This is a genomic window from Undibacterium sp. Di24W, from assembly GCF_049340325.1.
GTDB lineage: Bacteria > Pseudomonadota > Gammaproteobacteria > Burkholderiales > Burkholderiaceae_D > Undibacterium.
Window position 1 is genome coordinate 498,638 of the sequence record NZ_JBMPOP010000003.1, and the last position, 25,763, is coordinate 524,400.

A 25,763-nucleotide genomic window follows, 5' to 3' on the forward strand; every position below is an offset into this window, starting at 1 on the left:
ATAATAAGATAATCATGATGCTGTCAAACTCTCCATTATTAAGCCTGTCGATTTGGTTGCCAATCGTATTTGGTATCATTGTATTAGCCTTGGGACGCGATAAAAGCCCAGGTTTTGTGCGAACACTTTCTTTGGTCGGCTCACTGCTCAGTTTTGCGGTAACGCTTCCAATTGTTGACGGGTTCAACAACACTGCCCATGGTATGCAATTCGTAGAAAGTTTTTCTTGGATTTCTCGCTTTAATGCTTTTTACGCTTTAGGTGTCGACGGTATTTCCATGTGGTTGGTACCTTTGACGGCCTTCATTACCGTCATCGTAGTGATTGCAGCTTGGGAAGTCATCGAGAAAAATGTCGCGCAATACATGGGCGCTTTCCTGATCTTGTCTGGATTGATGATAGGTGTTTTCTGCGCAACTGATGGCCTATTGTTCTATGTTTTCTTTGAAGCGACTTTGATCCCTATGTACATCATTGTCGGTGTTTGGGGTGGACCAAATCGTGTTTATGCAGCGTTCAAGTTTTTCTTGTATACCTTGCTTGGTTCATTGTTGACATTGGTTGCGATTATTTATCTCTACCTCAAATCTGGTAACTCTTTCAATATTCAAACTTGGCATCAATTGCCTTTGACTTTGCATGAGCAAATCCTGTTGTTTGTCGCCTTCTTAATGGCGTTCGCGGTGAAAGTGCCAATGTGGCCTGTACACACATGGTTGCCTGATGCCCACGTGGAAGCGCCGACTGGTGGTTCCGTTGTATTGGCTGCGATCATGTTGAAGTTAGGTGCTTACGGCTTTCTGCGGTTCTCTTTACCTATCGCACCAGATGCTAGTCATTACTTGTCCGGCATGATGATTACCTTGTCTTTGATCGCGGTGATTTATATTGGTTTGGTCGCATTAGTTCAAAAAGATATGAAGAAGTTGGTGGCGTATTCTTCGATTGCTCACATGGGCTTTGTGACGCTCGGTTTCTTCATGTTTAATGAATTGGCAGTACAGGGCGCCATCGTACAAATGATTTCTCACGGATTTATATCCGCTGCGATGTTCTTGTGTATCGGTGTTTTGTATGACCGCGTGCACTCACGTGAAATCGCTGATTACGGTGGGGTGGTCAATACCATGCCGAAGTTTGCTGCTTTGTTCGTGTTGTTCTCTATGGCCAACTGCGGCTTACCAGCGACCTCAGGTTTCGTCGGCGAATTCATGGTGATCATCGGTGCGGTGAAGTTTAATTTCTGGATTGGTATGCTGGCCGCAACTGCGTTGATTTTCGGTGCAGCCTACTCTTTATGGATGGTAAAACGCGTGGTATTCGGTGCGATTACGCATGATCACGTTGCAAAATTGACCGATTTGAATAAACGCGAATTCTTTATGCTGGGCGTCCTGGCGATTGCCGTGATTGCGATGGGCTTGTATCCAGCCCCATTCACTGATGCGATGCAAGTGTCCGTTGCCGATTTATTGAAACATGTTGCAACATCTAAAATTGCTCCATAGTAGCCATTAGAAATTAGAAATCAATAATATGAACCTGATTATTCCACCATCACTTTATCCAGAAATATTTTTGCTGCTGTCGATTTGCGCTATTTTGCTTATTGATATGTTTCTCGGCGATGCAAAGCGAAATATTACTTACGCATTGAGCCTGTTGGCATTGGGTGTTTGTGGTGTGCTGACGATCAACGCAACGACGGGTACTTCAGTCTATCTGAGTAATAACATGTTCGTTTCTGATGCCATGTCGAATTTGCTGAAAATGTTTAGCTACATTGCGGTGGGTGTGACTTTTATCTATGGACGTCAATACGCGACTGATCGCGGTATGACGAGTGGCTTGCTCGGTGGTGAATTCTACACATTGGCCTTGTTTGCTTTGTTGGGTCAAATGATCATGATCTCCGGTAATAATCTTTTGATTATCTACCTGGGTTTGGAATTGATGTCTCTCGCTTTGTACGCGTTAGTGGCTTTGCGTCGCGATAATAATGTATCGACCGAAGCCGCGATGAAGTATTTTGTCTTGGGTGCTTTGGCTTCAGGTTTCCTGTTGTACGGTATTTCTATGCTTTACGGCGCGACAGGTACTTTGAATTTGAATGAAATGTCTAAGATGGCGGCTTCTGTGACTGCGAATAAGACTATTCTGGTCTTTGGTATTGTTTTCTTGGTCGCTGGTTTGGCATTCAAACTCGGTGTTGTGCCTTTCCATATGTGGGTGCCAGACGTTTATCAAGGCTCACCAACGGTCGTTACTTTACTGCTGGGTGGTGCGCCAAAACTGGCGGCGTTCGCAATAACGTATCGTTTATTGGTCGAGGGTTTGTTTAGCTTGGCGGTGGATTGGCAGCAAATGTTAATGGTGTTGGCAGTGATGTCGATGGCAGTTGGTAACATCACGGCGATAGCGCAAACCAATTTGAAACGTATGTTGGCGTATTCTACGATTTCGCAAATGGGTTTCATGTTGTTAGGTTTCTTGTCTGGCGTGTCAAACGGAAATGCTGACCTCGCAGCAGAAGCGTATAGTGCCTCGATGTTTTATACAATTACATATGTCATGACGACATTAGGTACTTTCGGTATTATTTTGATGTTGTCACGTGCAGGTTTCGAGGCTGAAAACATCGCCGACCTCAAAGGTTTGAACAAACGTAGCAAGTGGTTTGCCTTCATCATGTTATTGCTGATGTTCTCATTGGCAGGTATTCCGCCATTGATGGGCTTCTACGCAAAATTATCTGTGTTGAGCTCAGTAGTTGCTGCTGGGCAGATTTGGTTGGCTGTCGCTGCCGTATTGTTCTCACTGATCGGTGCGTTCTACTATTTGCGTATCGTGAAGGTGATGTACTTTGACGAGCCAGTTGATACTTCACCAATCGCGGCACATATGGATTTGAAATTGGTATTGAGTGTCAATGGTTTAGCAGTTTTAGCCATGGGCTTGATGCCAGGCTCATTGCTGCGTAGCTGTGTTGATGCGGTGAAGAGCGCTTTAGCCTCTTAATCCTTTCATCCCCTATCTTACAAGAGAGAAGTGCCTTGAATACATCACTATCAAGTTGGCTTGTGATTTTCGTGGCACTTTTCGCCGCAAGTTTACCGTTCGTTTCTGAACGAGTCTTTGGTATCGTTCCCTTAAAATCTCCGATTAAAAAGTCAGCATGGTTGCGTTTAGCTGAGCTGATTGTTTTGTATTTCATCGTTGGAGCATTAGGTTTCTTTTTAGAATCCAATGCCGGCAATCGCTTCGAACAGAAATGGGAATTTTTTGCGGTAACTGCCTGCTTGTTTATCGTATTGGCCTTTCCAGGATTCGTTTTTCGCTACTTGCTTAAAAGTCAAAAAACTAACACTAAGCAATAAAACTAAGCGCCAAATCTAAGTGACCAAAAAACAGCATGAATATTCTAGAGCTCGGTCCAGATCAAAACCCTCAATTAGCCGAAATTAAAGTTGACAGCCAGCATGTCTATCAAGGCAATTTCCTTCAAGTAGAAAAAGACACCGTCAGACTACCAGATGGCAATCTGGTCACGCGAGAATACATCAAGCATCCTGGCGCCGTCGTTATTCTGCCCTTGTTTGAAGATGGTACTGTCTTGATGGAACGGCAGTTCCGTTACCCTTTGAATCAAGTCTTTCTGGAATTCCCTGCTGGAAAAATCGATCCAAATGAAGATTCTTTAGTTTGCGCAAAACGTGAACTCAAAGAAGAAACTGGCTATACCGCCAGCGATTGGCAATTTCTCTGCACGATCCATAATGCGATCGCTTATGCCGATGAACATTTGGATATTTATCTGGCACGAGGCTTGGTCGCTGGCGAGGCAAAGCTTGATGAAGAAGAGTTTTTAGAAACCTTCACGGCACCAGTTTCTGAGGTATTGGAATGGGTGAAATCAGGAAAAATCACCGATGTCAAAACCGTCATCGGTGCATTTTGGCTAGATAAAATTCTCAAGCAAGAATGGCCGCTGTAAAATAAAAAACCGCTAAAAGCGGTTTTTTTGCTTAAAGAATGTACCGATAGACTGGTTAATACATTCGAGAAGAATCACATACTAGGGTAATTCGGCCCACCACCACCTTCAGGCGTGACCCACACGATGTTTTGCGTCGGATCTTTAATGTCGCAAGTTTTACAGTGCACACAATTCTGCGCATTGATTTGCAGGCGATCTGCACCTTCATCGGTTTTCACAAATTCATACACACCCGCAGGGCAGTAACGGCTCTCTGGTCCTGCGTATTTCGCCAAATTAATGTTGACTGGAACGCTGGCATTTTTCAAAGTCAGATGAATAGGTTGATCTTCGGCGTGATTGGTGTTGGAGATAAATACGGAAGACAAACGATCAAAAGTCAGCTTGCCGTCTGGCTTAGGATAGTTGATCGGAGTGAACTCAGAAGCAGGGCGCAGGCAGGCATGATCTGGCGTGGAATGACGCAAAGTCCATGGCGCTTTGCCACGCAATAAAACTTGATCTAACCAAACGAAAGGCGATCCATAAGCGCCTTTTTTCAGCAAATTCTTGACGTTACGAGCGACGTGTAATTCTTCATGTAACCATGATGCTTCAAATGCGCTTGTATAGGTCGTCAGTTCATCATGTTGACGGTCCGCACCCAAAGCCTCAAATGCAGCAGTGGCGGCCAGCATACCCGTTTTGATCGCAGCGTGACTACCTTTGATACGGCTCATGTTTAGGAAGCCTGCATCGCAGCCGATTAAAGCGCCACCCGGGAAGGTTAATTTAGGCAGTGATTGCAAACCACCTGCAGTGATCGCACGTGCACCGTAAGAAATACGTTTGGCACCTTCGAAGAAACCGCGGATCGTTGGATGTGTTTTGAAGCGCTGGAATTCTTCAAACGGAGAGATATAAGGGTTCTCGTAAGCGAGGCCCACAACATAGCCCACTGCGACTTGATTGTTTTCTAAGTGATACAAAAAAGAGCCGGCGTAGTCACTCATCATTGGCCAGCCTGTGGTGTGTACGACTAAGCCTTCTTGATGTTTAGACGGATCGATCTCCCATAACTCTTTAATGCCGATGCCGTAAGACTGTGGATCTTTGCCTTTATCTAGCTCGTATTTCGCGATCATTTGTTTGCCCAGATGGCCACGTGCGCCTTCTGCAAATAAAGTGTATTTCGCATGCAATTCCATGCCGATCTGGAATGAGGGGGACGCTTCACCTTCGCGGTTTACGCCCATATTGCCAGTTGCAACACCTTTGACTGAACCATCCTCATTGAACAGAACTTCGGCAGCGGCGAAGCCCGGGAAGACTTCTACACCTAATGCCTCGGCCTGTTGCGCTAACCAACGTGTGACGTTGGCCAAAGAGACGATGTAGTTACCTTCATTATGAAAACATTTTGGGACTAACCAATTCGGTGTTTTGAATGCGCTATTCTCCGTCAGAACATAGATTCGGTCTTCGGTAACTGGCGTATTTAATGGTGCACCAAGTTCTTTCCAGTCGGGGAAAAGCTCAGATAAAGCGATAGGATCCATGATCGCGCCAGAGAGAATATGCGCGCCAGGTTCTCCACCTTTTTCCAACACGACAACGGACACTTCTTTGCCACCTTCTGCGGCCAATTGTTTGAGTTTGATCGCCGCAGACAAGCCAGCTGGACCAGCGCCAACGATGACAACGTCATATTCCATCGCGTCGCGTGGACCGTATTCTTCTAGTAATTTTTGTGAAGTAGTCATAATAATCAGGGCTTTCTAATTTGGATGCAGAGACTAGCAAAAGTTGATGCACGATCTTATGGGCACGCACACAAATGCGCAAGGCGATCGACTAGTGGTGGATTTCTAATGTCGGATTCTTGTTGTATTTTGAATTGCTATTTATAGCGGGATTATCCCAGATTTTTGCGCACTTGCCTTTATGCTCTGCTCGGAAAAGCAGTGATTTGACCCGCGAAAATGCGTTTTTCTGACGAAAAAACGATTTGCTTGAAATCTCCTTAGTCGCATTTTCCCATCATAATGTTGATTGCGAGTATGATTCGAGCAATTTGCTGAGTTGAATTGTCTTCGGATAAGACACTTGTTAGGCACTGTTAAAGCGGTTTTTAGATCGAAGTTTTAGATCACAATTTTGTTGGAGATAAATATGGGTATAGAAGTCAATTTTGAGGGCAAAGTCGCTCTCATTACCGGTGCATCGAGTGGTTTGGGCGCACGTTTTGCGAAGGTGCTGGCGATGGCTGGCGCGCAGGTCGTATTGGCATCACGCCGCATCGATCGTTTAAAAGAGTTACGTGCGGAGATTGAGGCCGAAGGCGGCGCTGCGCATGTGGTCGCTTTAGATGTGACCGATTATGCGAGTATCAAATCAGCAATTGCTCACGCAGAAACCGAAGCGGGTCCTATCGATATTCTCATTAATAATTCGGGTGTATCGACTCAGCAAAAATTAGTCGACGTGACGCCAGAGGAATACGCTTTCGTGATGGATACCAACCTACGAGGTGCTTTCTTTGTTGCCCAGGAAACCGCGAAGCGTATGATTACTCGCTATAAAGGTGATCATAAGAAGCAGCATAGAATTATCAATATTGCCTCTGTCGCTGGTTTGCGTGTGATACCGCAATTAGGGATTTACTGCATTAGCAAAGCTGCGGTAGTGCAAATGACCAAAGCAATGGCGGTGGAGTGGGGGAAATTCGGTATCAATGTTAATGCGATTTGTCCGGGCTACATCGAAACTGAAATCAACTCGGAACATTTTCAAACCGAGCAGGGCAAGAAATTGATCGATATGCTGCCACGTAAGCGCGTTGGGACGCCTGAAGATTTAGATGGGCTATTGCTGCTGTTGGCCGCAGAGGAGTCACGCTTTTTGAACGGTTCTATCGTCGCTGCTGATGATGGCCTGAGTGTGACTTAAGTCTATTTCTGGCTGCGAAGCTAGTTATTCGTCGCTCAGATCCGTGGAATCGTGGCCTCGGTATTTAGTAGATGTGCCGAGTCAAAAATTTCACAAGCTAAAGTCGAAATAAGCATCATCCCTGCATGTGCGGGGATGATGCTGCCACAATTTTAGTTGACTTTTGTCAGTCTAAACCAGTTCAAATTCCAGCCGCCATTATTCACTTTAATGCCAAACTTATGTGAGCCTGCGGTGAGACTCACGTTATGTTTGACTGTGGTCCATGTTTGCCAGCCACCAGTCGCGGGAATATTGATCGCACCGTAAGAAGGTGTGCCGCCAGCTTCTTCGAATATTAAATTGCCGCCGCCACTCAAACTCGCGACACGGTATTCCACTTGGTAAGTGCCAGAGCTTGGAATGTTGACGGCAGGGTAAGACATCCAGTCGCCGGCATCGATGTAACCGACATTCATGCCGCCACCCGCATCGCTGGTATTTTCTAGCTTTACGCCATTCATCACGAGGTAGTCTTCAGCTTGAATTGTGATGCCATCGACGGGAGGCAAAGAACTTGATTCAAACTTGATCCAGTTTAAGTTGAATCCGCCGCTCTTCGCTGAAATCGCCAAGTTCTGTTTGCCCGCTGCAAGGTTCACCGTGTGACTCACATTAGTCCAGGTTTGCCAGCCTCCAGTAAAGGGCACATTCACGGTGCCATAGCTTGGTGTGCCGCCTGCTTGTTCGAGTTGAAGTACTCCTGTACTCGTAGCACTCGCCACTCGATAAGTGATCTTATAACTGCCAGCAGCGGGTACGTCGACGCTATAGCTCATCCAGTCGCCGGTATCGATATAGCCGACGTTTTGGCCCCCACCCACATCACTGGTACTTTCGGTTTGTACACCAGACATATTGCAAAATGCTTCCGCTTCTAACGTGCCTGGGGCGGTAAATGTTGTGCACGTCGTTGTAGTACTTGGCCAAGACGAGATTATGCTTTTGGCGAGATTGCCTGATGCTGTCAATTGTGAAGGACTCCAATTACCTGTGGCGCTGGCACCAGGAACCAAGGCGGAGGAACCTTCATTCTTATCATTCAAAGCCCAATTCGCATTGCTGATATTGTTGCGTTTCATGAAGTCAACCCAGGCTGCAGTCTCACCAGCATTGACGCCGCCATCCCCAGAGGCGCCGACTGAACCCCATTCGGTGACGAAGAGTGGAATTCCATTGTTCAAGGCGGTGGTTGCCCAATCGCGCAAGTACTGACCATGGCTACCCGCGTAGAAGTGCAGGGTGTATGCGATGTTTTTATACCCCGTGATCGGATCGCGTGATGCCTCATCCACTCTTTGTGACCATTGAGGCGTGCCAACGATGATTAAGTTGTTCGGGTCAATGGCACGAATTGCCGCGATCACCGCGTTGGCGTAGGGCTTTATGGTCCCACTCCATGAGATTTGCAAGGGCTCATTGTAGATCTCGTAAATCACGTTTGGATAGCTTTTATAGGTGCGCGCCATCTCTTGAAAAAACGCAATCGACTGTGCTTGGTAGTCCTCAGCATGGTGCGTATGCCAATCGATGATGACATACATGTCGTTCGCGATGGCAGCATCGACGACAGCTTTCACCCGCGCCTTGTTACTGGCTGGATCTTGTAGGTAACCGCCATCATCATTCACGCCCATTGCCGCGCGAACGATGTTCGATTTCCAATCACGTTTTAAAGTGCCAACCACGCCAGCGTTATAGAATTTTTCTCCACCCCAATTGTTGTTACTCCAAAAAAGACTATTACCAGAAAAACTTGCTACTTGACCACCCGCGAGCACCTTATTACCGCTTGTGCTTAGTGGCTGCACTGCTTGCGCATTGATGCCATACATGAGTGCTAGGCTACAGATGCAAAATTTGAATAGTCTGGAGATGGCCGAATCTGTGTGCAACAAGTCTGACTGTGACCGTGACTCCAGTGGTGAAGGGAATTGACTAAGTATGTTCATATCGTCTCTCTTTATAGTTGGAAAAATAGATTAACAAACCAGCGGTTGTGAACCCTTTACAAGCTTGTAGTGATCAATTTAAGCTAACAACATAGAGCAACCAGTAATAACGGTCCGGACGACATTGCCACACTCTACAAAGCAAATTTGATCACTTTGTTTTCCTACCACCAAGTGCTGAGCAAGATGGTAAGCGAAAGCGTTTTTTTGGAGCGGATATCAGTTGATAGTCGTGTTCCGATAGAAACCAAGGTGCAACGCCAATTCCGCTTTCGCTGGAAAGTTAAGCATGTGCTCCTGGTTACTAACTTCACTTGAATCCCATTCAGACTTCTCAAATAAATTCTTTTGAAAACGATTTCATGTGTGAGATTAGCATGCTTTTTGGGTGTTTGGAATCGTTTCCACATGGCTTCGAGAAATATTTTCTTGGTGCAAAGCAGCATTCTGAAAATAGTGAAGATCCGTGTTTGATGGTCTTATGGGAGTTAGCTAGATGAGCTAAAAGCGGAGGGCTTTGCTATTGGTTTCTAGGTCTTACTTGAACACTCGCAACGGCGGACTTGGCGTCAATGTCGATGTCGACGTACATGAATTTTCCAATATCAATTGGCGATGCGTAGTAGTTTATTGATGAGCTCGCTCGAACTTGCTGCATTCAACTTTTTCATCAGATTTGCTCTATACATTTCTACGGTTCTTGGACTGAGTTCAAGCTGTCGTGCGATCAGTTTGCTGGTTTTTCCATCGACGATGAGTGCCGCAATCTCACGTTCTCGTGCTGTCATCTCGGGCGAAACCGAGCGCTTAGCACTGAGGTCATCAAAAGTCCAAATGCCGGCGGCGTGTGGGTCTTCAGGATGTAGTGAGCGGCCCGAAACGTGGCACCAAAACAGTTCTTGGGTGGAGCGCTTCATGATGCGCTCGTCGGAGTACCAACCGGTGGCGTTCAAAATTGGCACGATGCGCGCTCCCATGCGTTCAAATTCGTCAGAACTAGGGTATAACATCAAGAATGACTCACCAATTAAGATCTCTTTGCTATACCCAAACATCATCGCCATGGCATCGTTGCAGGTGATAATGCGTCGATTTTGAGAGACGCACATGCCAAGTGGCGCCATGCGAAAAATTGCTTCAAAGTCGATTGTGAGAGTGGGGGCCATGTAGCAAGTAACCTAGGAGAGTTTGCGGTCATCAGTGCGCAGCCTAGCATAGCGCCGACGAGAGTCGAAGCATACCTTGATGTTGGCAACTTGGCGAGCCTCTGTCTCAAGTGAAATGGTCTGACACTTGAGGAAATCATAGCAAATGAGTCCAGACTAGTAGTTCTACGGTATTGCGTTCAAGCAGCGGCAGTTCTATGCTTGATTGTTCTAAAAATCAGTTTGACTATGCTGTTGAATATTTATTGCAATTTCTAACCAGAGGGAGACGTATGAATAAGCTCTATCCAGATGCCGTATCCGCATTAGCAGACATCGTTCAAGATGGACAAACGATCGCCGTGGGCGGTTTTGGTTTGTGTGGTATTCCTGAAGCCTTGATCGCTGCTTTACGCGACAGTGGCAAAAAAGATTTAACCGCTATTTCGAATAACGCCGGTGTCGATGGTTTTGGTCTTGGCCAATTGTTAAATACACGCCAAATCAAAAAGATGATTTCTTCTTATGTCGGTGAGAACAAAGAATTTGAACGTCAATATCTGGCGGGCGAATTGCAATTGGAGTTTACGCCACAAGGTACTTTGGCTGAAAAATTGCGTGCTGGTGGTGCAGGCATCCCTGCATTCTTTACCAAAACGGGTGTCGGTACGATAGTCGCAGAAGGCAAAGAAGTACGTGAATTTGATGGCGAGCAGTATGTGATGGAACGTGCTCTGGTGGCTGACGTGTCTTTGGTGAAAGCGTATAAGGCGGACAAAGCAGGTAACTTGGTCTACCGCAAAACAGCGCGCAACTTCAACCCGAATGTCGCGATGGCGGGCAAGATTACCATTGTTGAAGTTGAACACTTAGTGGAAATTGGCGAGATTGATCCCGATGAGGTTCACACTCCGGGCATTTACGTACATCGTATCGTTGTCAATGCGAATCCAGAAAAACGCATCGAGCAACGCACTGTAACGCCTAGCTAATTAGATAACAACAAAGAGGATATCATCATGGCATGGAATCGTGACGAAATGGCTGCACGTGCAGCACAAGAATTACAAGATGGCTTTTACGTGAATTTAGGAATTGGCTTGCCGACTTTGGTCGCAAATCATGTTCCAAGTCATATGGAAGTGTGGTTGCAATCTGAAAATGGTTTGCTCGGTATCGGACCTTTCCCGACGGAAGATCAGGTCGATCCAGATTTGATTAATGCAGGTAAGCAAACCGTTACGACTTTGGCGGGTTCATCGATTTTCAGTTCTGCTGATTCGTTCGCCATGATTCGTGGTGGCAAAATTAATGTGGCAATTTTGGGCGCGATGCAAGTCTCCGAAAAAGGCGACCTTGCGAATTGGATGATTCCAGGAAAAATGGTCAAGGGCATGGGCGGCGCGATGGATTTGGTGGCTGGTGTAGGCCGAGTCGTGGTCTTGATGGAGCATGTTGCCAAGGGTGATGCGCACAAAATTTTGAAGAGCTGTAATTTGCCATTGACTGGGGTTGGCGTGGTCGATCGCATCATCACCGATTTAGGTGTGATAGACATTACCACGAATGGCTTGAAACTAGTGGAACTGGCACCTGGTGTGACGAAGGAAGAAATTCAAGCCAAAACTGAAGCTGTCATTGATATGAGTCACATCTAAAATTTAGCTTGTGCCGATAAGAGAACCTGAAGTGCTAGCTTCAGGTTTTTTTATTTGTGGGGGCCGTGTTTATTGTGGCCGACAGTTTGTGTCCATTTTAATCCGCACAAAAAGAACAGGCTTAGTCTATTTCTTTGGCACTGCCGCATAGGGCTTAATATCGCCACAATCCGCACTCAACCATTTTCCGGTTGTTTCAATATGTTGGTTAACAGGGCGATTATTTGACTCGCCTTTGAAATCGTAGACCGATTGTAGGCTTTTGTCGCTATAAGTTGCTTTGACTATCCCCGTTCCTTTTAGTCTAGGGCCATCACATACCATTTCCACTGTAGAAGTATTTCCAGTGCGGCTGCTGCTTTTTTCCTTGCAGTCGCCAGGATTGTTTTGCAAGGGATTCTTACCAACTTTGTCTGTCATTTCTGCAGTTACACACATTTTCTGTATTGCAGCGCCATTTCCCATCGCTGGCATTTTAATTCCACGTTTTTTTAATTCCTCCAGTTGGGCTGGAGGGATTGCGGGCATGCTTTTTAGCATATCTGAACGTACCGTCATTTCCCAAAGACCTGGTTTCATCTTCTCTTGCGCATTCGCTGTTAGAGCCATTGCACATAGGGCTATAGACATCGCTATTTGGCGACATGTTGATGCCGAGCTTGCAGGGTTGTAATGCTTCATGTGTTTCTCCAAAGTTTGATTTAATGGGAAATGAAGGTACATCGGTTTATCTTGCTGTGAATTATTGTGCGACCCAACCGCCATCCATATTCCACGCAACGCCACGGATTTGTGTCGCTGCATCACTACAAAAGAATACTGCTAATGCACCTAACTGTTCGGGCGTAACAAATTCGCCAGATGGCTGCTTCTCTGAAAGTAAAGATTTTTTTGCCGCTTCATTGCTGATGCCATCACGCTCCGCGCGTGCATCCACTTGTTTTTGTACCAATGGTGTTAATACAAATCCCGGGCAAATGGCGTTGCACGTAATTGCTGTGTCGGCTGTTTCTAACGCGGTGGTTTTTGTGAAGCCGATTAAACCGTGTTTTGCTGCAACGTAAGCTGATTTTTGTGCGGATGCGACCAAGCCATGAACTGAGGCGATATTGATAATGCGCCCCCAATTTTTGGCGCGCATGCCTGGTAAGGCGAGACGCGTAGTATGAAATGCCGAGCTCAAATTAATCGCGATAATCGCATCCCATTTTTCAACCGGGAAATCTTCAATCGCAGCAACGTGTTGAATGCCCGCGTTATTGACCAGAATATCAACCCCACCAAATTCGGTTTGAGCCTGTGCCATCATGTCTACGATTTGCGTTGCCTGAGTCATGTCTGCATTCGAGTACATGGTCTTGACTTGAAATTCTTGTTCTATGGCTGTTCTTAGTTGTGCGATTTCTTGCGCATCACCAAAACCATTCAGGCAAATGTTCGCGCCAGCTGCCGCCAGTGAACGTGCAATGCCTAATCCGATTCCCGAAGTCGAACCGGTAACTAAAGCTGTTTTTCCAACAAATGCAGGTGTTTGCATACTATTTCCTAGTGAAATATAAAATATAGTGAGAGAAAAAGCGTCATTGCAGCGATTTTATGCCAAAGCCTCGGTAAAATGGCAGCTAACTTGTTCAATCTTGTAAAGAAATTTTCTATGGCCTTCACTCGTCAAACCGTGCAATGCATTTCTCCTGCTGGCCTGCATCATATGTCATATAAAGAGTGGGGCGATCCGCAGAGTGCGAAGGTTTTAATTTGTGTGCATGGTGTGACCCGTGTTGCTGATGATTTCGATATGTTGTCGCAAGCTTTGGAGAGTGACTATCGTATTATTTGCCCAGACGTCGTCGGGCGTGGGCAGTCTGGTCGTTTGCCGAATCCCCAGCTTTACCAAATTCCACAATATGTGAGTGATATGGTCACTTTGCTGGCCCGCGTCAATGCCGAGACGGTTGATTGGTTTGGGACATCGATGGGCGGTTTGATCGGCATGGTGCTGGCCTCGATGAAAAATAGTCCGCTTCGTAAATTGGTATTGAATGATGTCGGGCCAAGTTTGAATTTCGATGGTTTAAAGCGAATAGGTGACTCGATTGCGCAAGATGTGCGTTTTGATACTTTCGAGGAGGCTGAGCGATTCATTCGCGAAGTTTCTATCTCGTTTGGCCCGCATTCCGAAGCGGAATGGCACAAAATCGCACGCGATGTATTAAAACAAGATGCTGATGGTAAATGGGTGCGTCATTATGATTTGAGTTTGGCGATTCCCGTACAGGCGACCACAGCAGAAGTCGCTGCTATTGGCGAGAAAATGTTGTGGGCAGCCTATGATGCAATCACTTGTCAGACTTTACTGGTTCGTGGTGCGGAGTCCGATTTGCTGTCGAAAGCAACCGCGGCTCAGATGCAAGAGCGCGGACCTCATGCAGAGGTAGTGGAGATAGCGGGTGTCGGACATGCGCCGACTTTCGTGCAACCGGATCAGATCGCCATTATTAGAGAATTTTTATTGCGGTAACTTATTCGAGATAATTTGTATGCGTTTTTTTTAGGGAGTTTCTTTATTATGTTGCAACGTTTTCATGTGGGGCCGCGCTTGTCCGAATATGCGATCTTTAACCAAGTGGTCTATCTTGCTGGTCAAGTGCCTGAAGATACTTCGCAAGATATCGTCGGTCAAACACAAAATGTGTTGGCACAGATCGATCGCTTGTTGCTGGAAGCCGGTAGCGATAAGACTCGTATTTTAATGTGCCAGATTTTTATCACGGATTTGGCAAATATGGCAGGAATGAATCAAGCATGGGACGCTTGGGTCGCCGCTGGCAATACTCCACCGCGCGCCACGGTTCAAGCGGCATTGGCAAATCCCGATTGGTTAGTTGAGATCGTTGTGACAGCAGCACAAAAATAATATGGTTTCTTTATCAGCGACAATTTCTGAAGCAGCTTTGGTTGATGGCTTGTCAGAGGCCGATGCCGCACGTGTGATGCAGGCGCTTGAGTTCGTAACGCCTTTTTACGAAGATCATTGCATTTTAACTGAACAAAACACTTTGCAATTTGTGGTCGGTGTGACCTCTACTTTGGCTTTGCTTAGAACGGACGTTGATACGCGCATTGCGGGCTTATTGTTTGAATTGTCCGAAGTAAATCCACTTGCTGCCGCTAAGATTGAAAGTAAATTTGGAAAGGAAATTGCTGAGTTGGTTGCGGGCGTGCGGCGACTGATGCGCCTGCGCGAAGCGACCTTGACTCAACACGATGTAGGACGTGGTAAAGATGATGCCGAACGTACAGCTTCGCAGATGGAGGTGTTGCGTAAAATGGTGTTAGCCATGGCTAACGATATGCGCGTTGTTTTGGTAAGGTTGGCATCTCGTTTGACCAGCCTGCGTTATTTTGCCGAATGTAAGCGCGATGATGGTGCGGTTCAGCAATTCGCGAGTGAAACGATGGACTTGTACGCGCCTTTGGCAAATCGTCTCGGTGTCTGGCAGCTGAAATGGGAATTGGAGGATTTATCGTTCCGCTTTTTGGAGCCTGAGCAATATAAACGCATCGCCAAAATGCTGGAGGAAAAGCGAGTAGAGCGCGAGAGTTTCGTTGTGTCTGCCATCGCTCGTTTGGAAAAGGAATTAGCCGCTGTTGATGTTAAAGCTGAAGTCAGCGGTCGCCCCAAGCACATCTTTAGTATTTGGAAAAAGATGAAGGGGAAGAAAGTAGACTTTGATGAGCTTTATGATGTGCGGGCGTTTCGCGTCATCGTCGATGATATTAAGGATTGCTATACCGTATTAGGCATTTTGAATAACTTGTGGACGCCGATTCCCAAAGAGTTCGATGACTATATTTCTCGCCCTAAACCGAATGGCTATAAGTCTCTGCATACAGTCGTGATTGTCGACGATGGTCGCCCATTAGAAGTTCAAATCCGGACTAAGGAGATGCATCAGTTTTCAGAGTTTGGTGTTGCAGCGCATTGGCGTTACAAAGAATCGGGCGGGTCGAATTTTTCTGCGCATGAATACGATGAAAAAATCGCATGGCTGCGTCAGTTATTAGCTTGGAAAAATGAAGTTTCTGATGTCGTGGTAGATCAGGAGCAGTTGCAGCGTGAGTGGGTGGAGAAAGTTAAAGCTGCGACCTTGGATGATAGGATTTACGTGTTGACGCCTCAGGCCAGAGTGATTGAATTGCCGACTGGCGCAACACCGGTTGATTTTGCTTATCAGTTGCATACGGATGTGGGACATCGTTGTCGTGGTGCTCGAGTTGACGGTGTAATGGTGCCGCTCAATACGAAGTTAATGAATGGGCAAACCGTAGAGATCATTACCTTGAAAAGCGGCTCAATTCAGACGGGGCCTTCGCGTGATTGGTTGACGCCTGAGTATACAGTTGGAACCCGTACCCGCAGTAAGATTCGTGCATGGTTTAATGCTATTGATCAGGAAATGACGCTGTCCAGCGGGCGAGGTATGATAGAGAAAACCTTGCAACGCGAAGGTAAAACCTCTGTCAATTTAGAAGAGCTGGCGCGCAAGCTTAGTTTTGCTAATTTAGATGAATTATTCTTGGCGGTTGGTAAGGAAGAGTTTAGTTTACGTCAGGTTGAGATCGCATTACGGGATAATCCTGATCCAGAAGAAGAGACTGAGCTTTTTGTCGCGAATAAAAGTCGTGCCTCAAGTGTGGTGCAGGGTGCAAAATCGGGCGTCTTGGTGGTTGGCACTGATGGCCTGATGACGCAATTGGCACGCTGTTGTAAGCCGGCACCGCCGGACGATATTGTTGGTTTCGTCACTCGCGGTAAAGGCGTTTCTATCCATAGGCTGACGTGCAAAAATTTTGCAGAAATGCGCAACAAGGCTCCCGAACGCGTGATTCAAACGACTTGGGGTGACGGTGGTAAGGATAGTTTATATCCGGTCGATATCTTCGTTATGGCGCAGGATAGACAGGGTTTGCTGCGCGATATTTCAGAAGTATTTTCGCGCGAAAAAATCAATGTGATAGGCGTCAATACACAGAGTGCAAAAGGCCATGCGAAGATGTCATTTACGGTGGAAATCAATGGCACGACGCACCTTCAAAAAGCGATAAAGGTGATTCAAGAAGTGGTTGGTGTGCAGGAAGTTCGTCGCGCTTAATCCCATTATGAGACTAAGCGTCTGCTTAGTTATTTAGCTAAGTACCTTACAGGGCGAGTCAGCTTTAGTGCTGAGGATTGCAGTGAGAGTCATCAAATTCGTCATCGCGCAACACCTCAGCTTGTAAGGTAATGTGATCAATACCATGCTTTTCTAAGAGCATTTTTTTGATGGTTTCTAAAATTCGTGGCCAGGCACTGAGGTCGTCGATTTCTAAATGCCCAATTAATGCCGGTTGGCCTGGTGACATATCCCAAATATGTAAGTCATGAACGGCGGCTACGCCAGGAGTTGCCTCTAAATCCTCACCGATTTTGATGAAGTTAATGTGGTGAGGTACGCCTTTCATCAAGAAGTGGAACGAGTCTTTGATGACGCCAAATGTCGACTTCAAGATAAGTAAGGAGACAAAGATCGACAAGATAGGGTCGATCGGCATCCATCCGGTGTATGCAATAATGGCGCCAGAAACGATCGCTGCTACGGAGCCTAATAGGTCACCCATGACATGAATCAGCGCAGCTTTAGTATTCATACTTTCTTTGTCGTGTGAAAGTACCCAAGCGACGATAATGTTGATGGCTAGGCCAATCGCCGCGACCAACATTACCATGCCACCTTGCACGGGTTCTGGTTTGAAGAGGCGTTGAATCGCTTCAAAGCTAATCCATGCCACGACTCCTAACATCACTAAGCCATTGACAAAGGCGGCGAGCGCTTCTGATCGGCCAAAGCCAAAAGTATGCTTGGAAGTAGGCGGGCGCTTCGCAATCAATTGTGCTAACAGTGCTAAGCCCAAGGCCGCTGAATCCGTCACCATATGTCCGGCGTCAGAGATTAAGGCGAGTGAATTTGATAGAAAACCGAAGACAACTTCGACCATCGCAAAGAAGAGCGTGAGACCAAGCGCCCATGCCAGCAAAGACTGACTGCGATCCGCAAAATAATGTTGATGCTCAGCGTCGCCATGACGATGGGCGTGCAGATGAGCAGTTTTGTGATCGTGCGAATGAATGTCGTGTGGCATGTCTTTTTGGAATTGGATTGGATGCTGAATTGCAGATTGTTATCATTGTAAAGTATTTAGGTTACTGGCATATTTCGAAATTCGTTTTGTCAGTCGATTTGTTTCAGTGAGCACGTAAGTAAGTAGAGAGTTTTTTTATTACGCGAAAAAGCTCTTTACGAAAGAGATTGTATTTGCTATAGTCTCGGCTCTTCGGGCGGTTAGTTCAGCTGGTTAGAATACTTGGTCGACATCCAAGGGGTCGCAGATTCGAATTCTGCACCGCCCACCAGAATTTTTAGTAAAAATAAGTAGTACTTTGTAAGAGCGAGAAAGGCATCATGGTTATGACACCGCGAACTACGATCACATTCCATTGTGAGCGACGCTAGTCGAGGTGTTTTTTCGTCTTCAAGTATGATATGAAAAACGCGGCTAGTCCGCGTTTTTTTTCGTCTATAGATTTTGTTTCTTTAACTTTTGTTTTTTTCTTCGGCTAAATGCCCGTATGGAGATGAATATGATTTCAATTCGATTGCCCGATGGTTCGCAACGACAATTCGAGTCCGCTGTCACTGTAGCGCAAGTCGCAGCCAGTATCGGTACGGGTTTGGCGAAAGCTGCGCTTGCAGGTAAGGTCAACGGCAAGTTGGTCGATACTTCACATTTGATTGAATCCGACGCCGATTTGGCGATTGTCACAGATAAGGATGCGGATGGTTTGGACGTAATCCGCCACTCGACAGCACATTTGTTGGCGTATGCAGTCAAAGAATTATTCCCGGATGCGCAAGTGACTATCGGTCCTGTGATCGAAAATGGTTTTTACTATGACTTTTCATACAAGCGCCCATTTACTCCAGATGATCTGGTGGCGATTGAAAAGAAAATGATGGAATTGGCGAAGAAAGACGAGCCTGTTACTCGTAAGGTTTTGCCTCGTGATGAGGCTGTTGCTTACTTCAAATCGATTGGCGAGGCTTATAAAGCTGAGATTATTGAGTCTATTCCTGCAGACCAAGATGTGTCGCTGTACACAGAGGGTAGTTTTACTGATTTGTGTCGTGGTCCTCATGTGCCATCTACAGGCAAACTCAAAGTGTTCAAGTTGATGAAGTTGGCGGGTGCGTACTGGCGCGGTGATTCGAAAAACGAGATGCTGCAGCGTGTTTATGGCACAGCATTCGCGAAGAAAGAAGATCAAGAGCAATACCTGCATATGCTGGAAGAGGCAGAAAAGCGTGATCATCGTAAGTTGGGTAAAAGTCTTGATTTGTTCCACTTCCAAGATGAAGCACCGGGTTTGATTTTCTGGCATCCAAAAGGCTGGACAATTTGGCAACAAGTTGAACAATACATGCGCAAGGTCTATCAAGACTGCGGCTATCAAGAAGTCAAAGCGCCACAAATTTTGGATCGCACATTGTGGGAAAAAACAGGTCACTGGGAAAACTATCGCGAGAATATGTTTAGTACCGAATCTGAGAATCGCAATTACGCATTGAAGCCGATGAATTGCCCGGGTCACGTACAGATTTTTAATTCCAATATGCGTAGCTATCGCGAATTGCCGTTGCGTTACGGTGAGTTCGGTCAATGTCATCGTAACGAGCCATCTGGTGCGCTGCACGGCATCATGCGTGTGCGGGGCTTTACGCAAGATGATGGCCATATCTTCTGTACTGAAGATCAGATTCAAGATGAAGTGATGGCCTTTCATCCGCAGGCGATGAAGGTCTATGACGATTTTGGTTTTGAAAATATTCAAATTAAGCTGGCATTGCGTCCAGAAAACCGTATCGGTTCAGAGGAAATCTGGGACAAAGCAGAAGAAACTTTGCGCGCTGCTTTGCGTAATTGCGGTATGACTTGGGAAGAGTTGCCGGGTGAGGGGGCGTTTTATGGTCCTAAAATTGAATACCATTTGAAAGATAGCTTGGGTCGTCCATGGCAAGTTGGTACGATGCAGGTTGATTTTTCTATGCCGGGACGTTTGAGCGCCGAATATGTATCCGACGACAATTCACGTAAAGTGCCAGTCATGTTGCATCGCGCGATTGTTGGTTCAATGGAAAGGTTTATTGGTATTTTGATCGAAAATCACGCTGGTGCTTTGCCAACTTGGTTGGCTCCAGTGCAAGTTGCGGTACTCAATATTTCCGAATCTCAGGCTGAATATGCAAAATCTGTCGCAGAAAACCTGAAAAAACAAGGATTTAGAGTGCATACAGATTTGCGTAATGAGAAGATTACCTATAAAATACGCGAACATTCCATGCAAAAATTGCCTTACATCATCGTAGTCGGTGATAAAGAACGGGATGCAAATACAGTGGCTGTGCGTACGCGCGGTAATCTGGACTTGGGTGTAATGACTCAGGAAGCCTTCTTGGATCGCCTCAAAAACGACTTGGAAACCAAGGCTTAACCAGTGTTTGCCGGCGAAAAAGCGCAGCCTGTTTATTTAAATTTTTGAAGGAAACTAAGATAGCTACCGATAAGTCACATCGCATCAACGGCGAAATTACAGCGATAGAAGTACGTTTGTCCGGCGTTGAGAACGAGCCTTTAGGCATTGTTAAATTAAGTGAAGCATTTCGCTTAGCCGAAGAGGCCGAAGTAGATTTGGTGGAAATCGCGCCAACCGCGCAGCCGCCTGTTTGCCGATTGATGGATTACGGCAAATTTAAGTATCAAGAGCAGAAGAAGGCACATGAGGCCAAACTGAAGCAAAAAGTTGTTTTGGTCAAGGAAGTGAAATTCCGTCCAGGTACAGATGATGGCGATTACAACATTAAGTTACGTAATCTGACTAGATTCTTGGATGACGGTGATAAAACTAAAATTACTTTGCGTTTCCGTGGTCGTGAAATGGCTCACCAAGAAATTGGTATGCGTATGCTTGAAAAGCTGAAACTTGATCTTGAGCCTTACGGTCAGGTTGAACAGTTTCCTAAGATGGAAGGACGCCAAATGGTTATGATCCTTTCACCGAAGAAGAAAAAATAATTTGTAGGGTGGGTTACAACCCACCATTCAAACGAAAAGAATTTGTAGTGAAAGCGATTCGCAAGAATAGTGATTACAACAAAGGGTTTTGAACTCGATTTCAAGCCCAAGCTAAGTGAGAAGTAGGCATCCAAGAGTAACGTTATTGTTGCCACCTACCATCATATAAAAGGAGCTGTCGTAAAAGACAGAATGGTATTATGCCTAAAATGAAAACAAAGAGCTCTGCAAAGAAGCGCTTTCGTGTACGCCCAGGTGGAACTGTTAAGAGTGGTCACGCTTTCAAGCGTCACATCTTGACGAAGAAAACCACTAAAAACAAACGCCAATTGCGCGGCACCCGTAACATCAACGCGTCTGACGTAACATCAGTCATGCGCATGATGCCAACAGCTTAACCTCTACTCACTATTTTAAGGAGTTATCATGCCTAGAGTAAAACGTGGGGTTACCGCTCGTGCCCGTCATAAGAAAGTTCTCGATTTAGCCAAAGGCTATCGTGGTCGTCGTAGTAAGGTATTCCGTATTGCTAAGCAAGCAGTTATGCGCGCTGGTCAGTATGCATACCGTGACCGTCGTAACAAGAAACGTGTATTCCGCGCATTGTGGATTACTCGTATCAATGCGGCATCCCGTCAGCATGGTTTGACTTACAGCGTGTTCATGAACGGCTTGAAAAAAGCGAACATTGAACTCGACCGTAAAGTGTTGGCCGATATGGCTGTGATGGACAAGCCAGCATTTACTGCGATTGTTAATCAAGTAAAAACGACTTTGGCTGCTTAATTAGTCATAGTCTGTAGATTCGCCTAGTGCGAAGCTACAATATGAGCGGGGCAGAGGTTCAATCCTGTGCCCCGTTTGTTTTTCTGAAGGGCTTATACAAAATGATGTCGTGATGTAGACGGAATTATTTTGTGTGAGTCTTTGAATGCGGTATTCAAGCTGTACACATAAAAAAGCTTGAGCCGCAGAGGCGCAGAGTACGCAGAGAAAAACTTTCCTTTCTCTGCGTACTCTGCGCCTATGCGGTTAGTTCTTTTGTCTTGTGTGAAGATATTGTATTTAGTTGTAGAGACTCGTAATTTTCTATCATCCACACGAAGTGGGAAAAATCGCATGAATCCCTTAGATCAAATCGTAACCCAAGCCATCGCTGATTTTGCTGCAGCGCCTGATGCTGCCGCCTTAGAAAACGCGAAAGCTTTATATCTTGGTAAATCCGGCCAAATTACTGAGCAAATGAAAAGCCTAGGCAAGCTCGCGCCTGATGAACGTAAAGTTCAGGGTGCCGTGATTAATGTCGCCAAAGAAAAAATTGAAAATGCATTGACAGCACGTCGCGATGGCCTGGCTAATGCGCAAATGGAAGCACGTTTAAACGCTGAAGCGATCGATGTGACGTTGCCAGGACGTGGCCGTGGCATGGGTGGTATTCATCCTGTGATGCGTACGTGGCAGCGCGTAGAGGAAATATTCCGTTCGATTGGCTTTGACGTGGCTGATGGCCCGGAAATTGAAAACGACTGGACCAATTTTACCGCCTTGAATAGCCCAGAAAATCATCCTGCACGTTCTATGCAAGATACTTTTTATGTTGAAGGTAACGATACCTCCGGTAAGCCTTTGCTGCTACGTACGCATACCAGTCCTATGCAGGTGCGTTATGCTCGCATGAACAAACCACCGATTAAAGTGATCGCACCAGGTCGCACTTATCGTGTCGATAGCGATGCAACGCATTCACCGATGTTTCATCAAGTTGAAGGTTTGTGGATCGCAGAAGACATTAGCTTCGCGGATCTCAAAGGTGTGTATTTGAATTTCGTCAAAGCCTTCTTTGAGACCGATGATTTGCAAGTACGTTTCCGTCCGTCGTATTTCCCATTTACCGAACCATCAGCTGAAATCGACATCGCCTTTGGCAGCGGCCCTTTAAAAGGTCGCTGGTTAGAGATATCCGGCTCAGGTCAGGTACATCCATCCGTCATTAAGAACATGGGACTCGATCCTGAACAATATATTGGTTTTGCATTTGGCTCTGGTTTAGAACGTTTGACGATGCTGCGTTATGGCGTTAGCGATTTGCGTTTGTTCTACGAAGGCGATTTACGATTCTTGAAACAGTTTAATTAGACTGAGAATAAGCTGGATAATTGAATTAAAACCCCTCAATGCCGATACGCAGAGGCGCTGAGGTGCACAGAGAAATTCAAATGCGACGTAAAGATTTTCTCAAGTTTTTCTCTGCGTCTTAGCGCCTCAGCGTTGAGAGGTTTTCGGTTTCGATGTAGTCTCTTTTTTTGATTTATTCCGTACTGCGAAGTACACCATCAACATCACGGTTGAATTATGCAATTTTCTGAAAACTGGTTACGTACCATGGTTGATCCGAACATGACTTCGGATGAGTTGTCTCACTTATTGACGATGGCAGGTTTGGAAGTAGAAGAAGTGGAGCCGGTTGCTCCACCGTTCAGCAATGTGGTTGTCGCTGAGATTCGCGAGATCGCTAAGCACCCTGATGCAGATCGCCTGAATGTGTGTCAGGTTGATGTTGGTACTGGGACGTTGTTGAATATCGTCTGCGGCGCACCGAACGTCCGCGTTGGTATGAAAGTGCCATGTGCAACGGCTGGTGCAGTGTTGCCACCAGGTGCTGATGGCAAGCCATTCTTGATCAAGGTAGGTAAGTTACGTGGCGTTGAGTCGCAAGGCATGTTGTGCTCGGCACGCGAATTGAAATTATCCGAAGATCACGGTGGTCTGATGGATTTGCCAGCTGATGCACAAGTCGGTCAGAATTTCCGCGATTATTATCAGTTAAATGATTTGAAATTCACGATCAAGTTGACGCCAAACAAAGCTGATTGCTTGTCCGTTCTCGGTGTGGCACGAGAAGTGTCAGCATTGACAGGTACGTCTATGCATTTGCCAGAGGCGCATATTGTGCCGGTGGCTTTGACTGAAAAACTGCCAGTGAAAATCAGTGCGCCAGATTTGTGTGGCCGCTTTGTTGGTCGTGTAATACGTGGCGTGAATGCAAAAGCGCCGACACCGGATTGGATGAAACAACGTCTTGAGCGCAGTGGTCAGCGACCAATCTCTGCATTGGTTGATATTTCTAATTATGTGATGTTGGAATTAGGTCGTCCTAGCCATGTATTTGATCTCGATAAAATTCATGGCGGCCTCGATGTGCGTTGGGGTAAAGCTGGTGAGTCTTTAAAACTCTTAAATGGCAACACGGTTGCGGTTGATGAGTGGGTTGGTGTGATTGCAGATCATCAAGAAATTGAATCTTTGGCTGGTATCATGGGCGGCGATTCAACTGCCGTGACTTTAGATACAGAAAATATCTATTTAGAATCCGCTTTCTGGTGGCCGCAGGCAATTCAAGGTCGTGCCCGCAAATATAATTTCTCTACCGATGCAGCGCACCGCTATGAACGTGGTGTCGACTTCGAATCTATCGTTGAACACGTGGAGCGCATCACGGCATTGATTGTGGAAATTTGTGGCGGCACCGAGCACGTCAAAGTCGGCCCTGTTGATGATCACGTGGTGAACTTACCGAAACGCCTACCAGTAAAATTGCGTACTGCACGTGCCAATAAAGTGATTGGCGTAGATTTTACTGATGCGCAAATCGCTGATATCTTTACACGTCTTGGTTTACATTTCACGCAAGAACCAGGCTTGTTTTCAGTTACACCACCGTCCTATCGTTTCGATATCGAAATCGAAGAAGATTTGATCGAAGAAGTGGTGCGCGTGTATGGTTTTGAAAATATCCCGTCCTTGCCGCCAGTCGCACCAAACGCGATGTTAATTGCGCCGGAAAATACCCGCTCCGCATTTACTTTGCGTCGTCAAATTGCCGACTTAGATTATCAAGAAGTCGTTAATTACAGTTTCGTGGAAGAGGTTTGGGAAAAAGATTTCTGTGGTAACGAAAATCCTATCAAACTGCAAAATCCAATTGCCAGTCAAATGAGTGTTATGCGTACCAGTCTGATTGCAAGTTTGGTAGCAAACACACGTTACAACCTGAATCGCAAACTAAATCGTGTGCGAATTTTTGAATTGGCAGCGGTATATTTGCGCGACGAGGCTGTGACTGATGGGGCATTAACTGTTGCCGGATACGATCAGCCTAAACGTTTGGCTGCGTTAGCCTATGGACCAGTTGCTGCAGAGCAGTGGGGACAAGCGACACGTAATGTTGACTTCTTTGACTTGAAGTCAGACTTGGAGAATTTATTTGCACCAAAGGTGCTGCGTTTCAATAAAATTGACCATCCCGCTTTACATCCAGGACGTTCTGCGCAAGTCGAGTGCGATGGTAAAGTCATTGGTCTGATAGGTGAGTTGCATCCACGATTACAACAGAAATATGATTTGCCTTTAGCGCCTATCTTATTTGAAGTCGAGGCATCTGCATTGCAGGCCCTTAATTTGCCGACACATCGTGAAATTTCTAAGTTCCAAGCGGTTACACGTGATTTAGCTTTGGTTGTGAAACAAACCGTTTCCACTCAAGATTTGATCGACGTTTTCCATGCGGAAATAAACAAAGCAGAATCTTGTAAAATCGTGCAAGACCTTGTTTTATTTGATGAATATCGTGGCAAAGGTTTGGAAAATGATGAGAAAAGTCTTGCTTTCCGCTTTAGCTTGCAAGATACTCAGAATACCTTACAAGATGAAACAGTCGAGTTGGCGATGGCAGCTTTGGTTGCCGCTGCGACCGCCGGTGTTTCAGCGAGACTTCGTTAAATTCATTGCTTTTTTTGACGCCCTGAATGCCAATTCATCATGGCAAGTAGGGGCGTCAACGCATTTCAGTGAATCGAGAAGCTAGAGGTCTGATGCG

At 46.0% G+C, this 25,763-nt stretch carries 22 protein-coding genes and 1 tRNA gene; 17 read left to right on the forward strand and 6 right to left on the reverse strand.

Going from position 1 to position 25,763, the window contains the following annotated elements:
* Positions 1-14: 14 nt before the first annotated feature.
* The 4 genes from ACO0KZ_RS08455 to ACO0KZ_RS08470 are packed head-to-tail and all read left to right on the forward strand — an operon-like array spanning position 15 to position 3,994.
* Entirely contained in the window at positions 15-1,508 is a 1,494-nt protein-coding gene (locus tag ACO0KZ_RS08455; protein WP_422994670.1) for an NADH-quinone oxidoreductase subunit M, read from the forward strand.
* Between the two features lie 28 nt (positions 1,509-1,536).
* On the forward strand, positions 1,537-3,018 hold the full coding sequence (gene nuoN, locus ACO0KZ_RS08460; protein ID WP_422994672.1) for an NADH-quinone oxidoreductase subunit NuoN: 1,482 nt from the start codon (positions 1,537-1,539) through the stop codon (positions 3,016-3,018).
* Between the two features lie 35 nt (positions 3,019-3,053).
* The gene (locus ACO0KZ_RS08465) at positions 3,054-3,377 is read left to right on the forward strand and encodes a DUF2818 family protein (protein WP_422994674.1); all 324 of its coding nucleotides are present in this window, start codon (positions 3,054-3,056) and stop codon (positions 3,375-3,377) included.
* A gap of 35 nt (positions 3,378-3,412) precedes the next feature.
* A complete protein-coding gene (locus tag ACO0KZ_RS08470; RefSeq protein ID WP_422994676.1) occupies positions 3,413-3,994 on the forward strand; it encodes an NUDIX domain-containing protein in 582 nt (193 codons plus the stop codon).
* A 74-nt stretch (positions 3,995-4,068) separates the two neighbouring features.
* Here ACO0KZ_RS08470 and ACO0KZ_RS08475 read toward each other — a convergent pair whose 3' ends face one another.
* Complete coding sequence (locus tag ACO0KZ_RS08475) at positions 4,069-5,739, reverse strand: 4Fe-4S dicluster domain-containing protein (protein ID WP_422994678.1); 1,671 nt, start codon at positions 5,737-5,739, stop codon at positions 4,069-4,071.
* Positions 5,740-6,148: 409 nt separating this feature from the next.
* Here ACO0KZ_RS08475 and ACO0KZ_RS08480 point away from each other — a divergent pair, with 409 nt between their 5' ends.
* Entirely contained in the window at positions 6,149-6,925 is a 777-nt protein-coding gene (locus ACO0KZ_RS08480; protein WP_314860655.1) for an SDR family oxidoreductase, read from the forward strand.
* Between the two features lie 152 nt (positions 6,926-7,077).
* Here ACO0KZ_RS08480 and ACO0KZ_RS08485 read toward each other — a convergent pair whose 3' ends face one another.
* Together ACO0KZ_RS08485 and ACO0KZ_RS08490 are read right to left on the reverse strand one after the other, a co-directional pair.
* A complete protein-coding gene (locus ACO0KZ_RS08485; RefSeq protein WP_422994681.1) occupies positions 7,078-8,916 on the reverse strand; it encodes a carbohydrate-binding protein in 1,839 nt (612 codons plus the stop codon).
* 605 nt (positions 8,917-9,521) lie between these two features.
* Positions 9,522-10,082: a LuxR C-terminal-related transcriptional regulator gene (locus tag ACO0KZ_RS08490; RefSeq protein ID WP_422994683.1), complete on the reverse strand. Its 561-nt coding sequence runs from the start codon at positions 10,080-10,082 to the stop codon at positions 9,522-9,524.
* Positions 10,083-10,354: 272 nt separating this feature from the next.
* On the opposite strand from ACO0KZ_RS08490, the gene ACO0KZ_RS08495 reads away from it, so the two are divergent.
* Both ACO0KZ_RS08495 and ACO0KZ_RS08500 read left to right on the forward strand, forming a co-directional pair.
* On the forward strand, positions 10,355-11,053 hold the full coding sequence (locus ACO0KZ_RS08495) for a CoA transferase subunit A (RefSeq protein WP_422994685.1): 699 nt from the start codon (positions 10,355-10,357) through the stop codon (positions 11,051-11,053).
* 27 nt (positions 11,054-11,080) lie between these two features.
* Entirely contained in the window at positions 11,081-11,719 is a 639-nt protein-coding gene (locus tag ACO0KZ_RS08500; RefSeq protein ID WP_422994687.1) for a CoA transferase subunit B, read from the forward strand.
* Positions 11,720-11,845: 126 nt separating this feature from the next.
* Here ACO0KZ_RS08500 and ACO0KZ_RS08505 read toward each other — a convergent pair whose 3' ends face one another.
* Both ACO0KZ_RS08505 and ACO0KZ_RS08510 read right to left on the reverse strand, forming a co-directional pair.
* Entirely contained in the window at positions 11,846-12,400 is a 555-nt protein-coding gene (locus tag ACO0KZ_RS08505; protein WP_422994689.1) for a DUF3617 domain-containing protein, read from the reverse strand.
* A 61-nt stretch (positions 12,401-12,461) separates the two neighbouring features.
* On the reverse strand, positions 12,462-13,256 hold the full coding sequence (locus ACO0KZ_RS08510; protein WP_422994691.1) for a 3-hydroxybutyrate dehydrogenase: 795 nt from the start codon (positions 13,254-13,256) through the stop codon (positions 12,462-12,464).
* Positions 13,257-13,373: 117 nt separating this feature from the next.
* Here ACO0KZ_RS08510 and ACO0KZ_RS08515 point away from each other — a divergent pair, with 117 nt between their 5' ends.
* The 3 genes from ACO0KZ_RS08515 to ACO0KZ_RS08525 are packed head-to-tail and all read left to right on the forward strand — an operon-like array spanning position 13,374 to position 16,872.
* Positions 13,374-14,237, forward strand: coding sequence for an alpha/beta fold hydrolase (locus tag ACO0KZ_RS08515; RefSeq protein ID WP_422994693.1), 864 nt, complete (start codon positions 13,374-13,376; stop codon positions 14,235-14,237).
* Between the two features lie 48 nt (positions 14,238-14,285).
* Positions 14,286-14,633, forward strand: coding sequence for a RidA family protein (locus tag ACO0KZ_RS08520; protein ID WP_422994695.1), 348 nt, complete (start codon positions 14,286-14,288; stop codon positions 14,631-14,633).
* A gap of 1 nt (position 14,634) precedes the next feature.
* Positions 14,635-16,872, forward strand: a complete 2,238-nt coding sequence (locus ACO0KZ_RS08525) for a RelA/SpoT family protein (RefSeq protein ID WP_422994697.1) — start codon at positions 14,635-14,637, stop codon at positions 16,870-16,872.
* A 64-nt stretch (positions 16,873-16,936) separates the two neighbouring features.
* Here ACO0KZ_RS08525 and ACO0KZ_RS08530 read toward each other — a convergent pair whose 3' ends face one another.
* Positions 16,937-17,899, reverse strand: coding sequence for a cation diffusion facilitator family transporter (locus ACO0KZ_RS08530; protein ID WP_422994699.1), 963 nt, complete (start codon positions 17,897-17,899; stop codon positions 16,937-16,939).
* A gap of 194 nt (positions 17,900-18,093) precedes the next feature.
* Here ACO0KZ_RS08530 and ACO0KZ_RS08535 point away from each other — a divergent pair.
* From ACO0KZ_RS08535 to pheT, 7 genes are all read left to right on the forward strand, one after another.
* Positions 18,094-18,170 (forward strand) — tRNA-Val (locus ACO0KZ_RS08535).
* A 228-nt stretch (positions 18,171-18,398) separates the two neighbouring features.
* Positions 18,399-20,306, forward strand: coding sequence for a threonine--tRNA ligase (gene thrS, locus ACO0KZ_RS08540; RefSeq protein WP_422994701.1), 1,908 nt, complete (start codon positions 18,399-18,401; stop codon positions 20,304-20,306).
* 44 nt (positions 20,307-20,350) lie between these two features.
* A complete protein-coding gene (infC, locus tag ACO0KZ_RS08545; RefSeq protein WP_314860632.1) occupies positions 20,351-20,887 on the forward strand; it encodes a translation initiation factor IF-3 in 537 nt (178 codons plus the stop codon).
* A 200-nt stretch (positions 20,888-21,087) separates the two neighbouring features.
* Positions 21,088-21,285: a 50S ribosomal protein L35 gene (rpmI, locus tag ACO0KZ_RS08550; RefSeq protein WP_038493025.1), complete on the forward strand. Its 198-nt coding sequence runs from the start codon at positions 21,088-21,090 to the stop codon at positions 21,283-21,285.
* Between the two features lie 28 nt (positions 21,286-21,313).
* A complete protein-coding gene (gene rplT, locus ACO0KZ_RS08555) occupies positions 21,314-21,673 on the forward strand; it encodes a 50S ribosomal protein L20 (protein ID WP_422994705.1) in 360 nt (119 codons plus the stop codon).
* 333 nt (positions 21,674-22,006) lie between these two features.
* Positions 22,007-23,023 (forward strand): phenylalanine--tRNA ligase subunit alpha, encoded by a 1,017-nt coding sequence (pheS, locus tag ACO0KZ_RS08560; RefSeq protein ID WP_422994707.1) that lies wholly within the window; start codon positions 22,007-22,009, stop codon positions 23,021-23,023.
* A gap of 216 nt (positions 23,024-23,239) precedes the next feature.
* Positions 23,240-25,666, forward strand: a complete 2,427-nt coding sequence (pheT, locus tag ACO0KZ_RS08565) for a phenylalanine--tRNA ligase subunit beta (protein ID WP_422994709.1) — start codon at positions 23,240-23,242, stop codon at positions 25,664-25,666.
* The last annotated feature ends 97 nt before the right edge of the window (positions 25,667-25,763 follow it).

What these genes read in the sequence shown, in the direction of transcription:
- nuoN (WP_422994672.1), top strand. Translation starts at nt 1,537, where the DNA reads ATGAACCTGATTATTCCACCATCACTTTATCCAGAAATATTTTTGCTG.
- ACO0KZ_RS08480 (WP_314860655.1), top strand. Translation starts at nt 6,149, where the DNA reads ATGGGTATAGAAGTCAATTTTGAGGGCAAAGTCGCTCTCATTACCGGT.
- ACO0KZ_RS08515 (WP_422994693.1), top strand. Translation starts at nt 13,374, where the DNA reads ATGGCCTTCACTCGTCAAACCGTGCAATGCATTTCTCCTGCTGGCCTG.
- ACO0KZ_RS08505 (WP_422994689.1), bottom strand. Translation starts at nt 12,400, where the DNA reads ATGAAGCATTACAACCCTGCAAGCTCGGCATCAACATGTCGCCAAATA.
- ACO0KZ_RS08470 (WP_422994676.1), top strand. Translation starts at nt 3,413, where the DNA reads ATGAATATTCTAGAGCTCGGTCCAGATCAAAACCCTCAATTAGCCGAA.
- ACO0KZ_RS08485 (WP_422994681.1), bottom strand. Translation starts at nt 8,916, where the DNA reads ATGAACATACTTAGTCAATTCCCTTCACCACTGGAGTCACGGTCACAG.
- ACO0KZ_RS08530 (WP_422994699.1), bottom strand. Translation starts at nt 17,899, where the DNA reads ATGCCACACGACATTCATTCGCACGATCACAAAACTGCTCATCTGCAC.
- ACO0KZ_RS08525 (WP_422994697.1), top strand. Translation starts at nt 14,635, where the DNA reads ATGGTTTCTTTATCAGCGACAATTTCTGAAGCAGCTTTGGTTGATGGC.
- ACO0KZ_RS08490 (WP_422994683.1), bottom strand. Translation starts at nt 10,082, where the DNA reads ATGGCCCCCACTCTCACAATCGACTTTGAAGCAATTTTTCGCATGGCG.
- pheT (WP_422994709.1), top strand. Translation starts at nt 23,240, where the DNA reads ATGCAATTTTCTGAAAACTGGTTACGTACCATGGTTGATCCGAACATG.
- ACO0KZ_RS08500 (WP_422994687.1), top strand. Translation starts at nt 11,081, where the DNA reads ATGGCATGGAATCGTGACGAAATGGCTGCACGTGCAGCACAAGAATTA.
- ACO0KZ_RS08520 (WP_422994695.1), top strand. Translation starts at nt 14,286, where the DNA reads ATGTTGCAACGTTTTCATGTGGGGCCGCGCTTGTCCGAATATGCGATC.
- pheS (WP_422994707.1), top strand. Translation starts at nt 22,007, where the DNA reads ATGAATCCCTTAGATCAAATCGTAACCCAAGCCATCGCTGATTTTGCT.
- rplT (WP_422994705.1), top strand. Translation starts at nt 21,314, where the DNA reads ATGCCTAGAGTAAAACGTGGGGTTACCGCTCGTGCCCGTCATAAGAAA.
- ACO0KZ_RS08510 (WP_422994691.1), bottom strand. Translation starts at nt 13,256, where the DNA reads ATGCAAACACCTGCATTTGTTGGAAAAACAGCTTTAGTTACCGGTTCG.
- rpmI (WP_038493025.1), top strand. Translation starts at nt 21,088, where the DNA reads ATGCCTAAAATGAAAACAAAGAGCTCTGCAAAGAAGCGCTTTCGTGTA.
- thrS (WP_422994701.1), top strand. Translation starts at nt 18,399, where the DNA reads ATGATTTCAATTCGATTGCCCGATGGTTCGCAACGACAATTCGAGTCC.
- ACO0KZ_RS08455 (WP_422994670.1), top strand. Translation starts at nt 15, where the DNA reads ATGATGCTGTCAAACTCTCCATTATTAAGCCTGTCGATTTGGTTGCCA.
- ACO0KZ_RS08475 (WP_422994678.1), bottom strand. Translation starts at nt 5,739, where the DNA reads ATGACTACTTCACAAAAATTACTAGAAGAATACGGTCCACGCGACGCG.
- ACO0KZ_RS08495 (WP_422994685.1), top strand. Translation starts at nt 10,355, where the DNA reads ATGAATAAGCTCTATCCAGATGCCGTATCCGCATTAGCAGACATCGTT.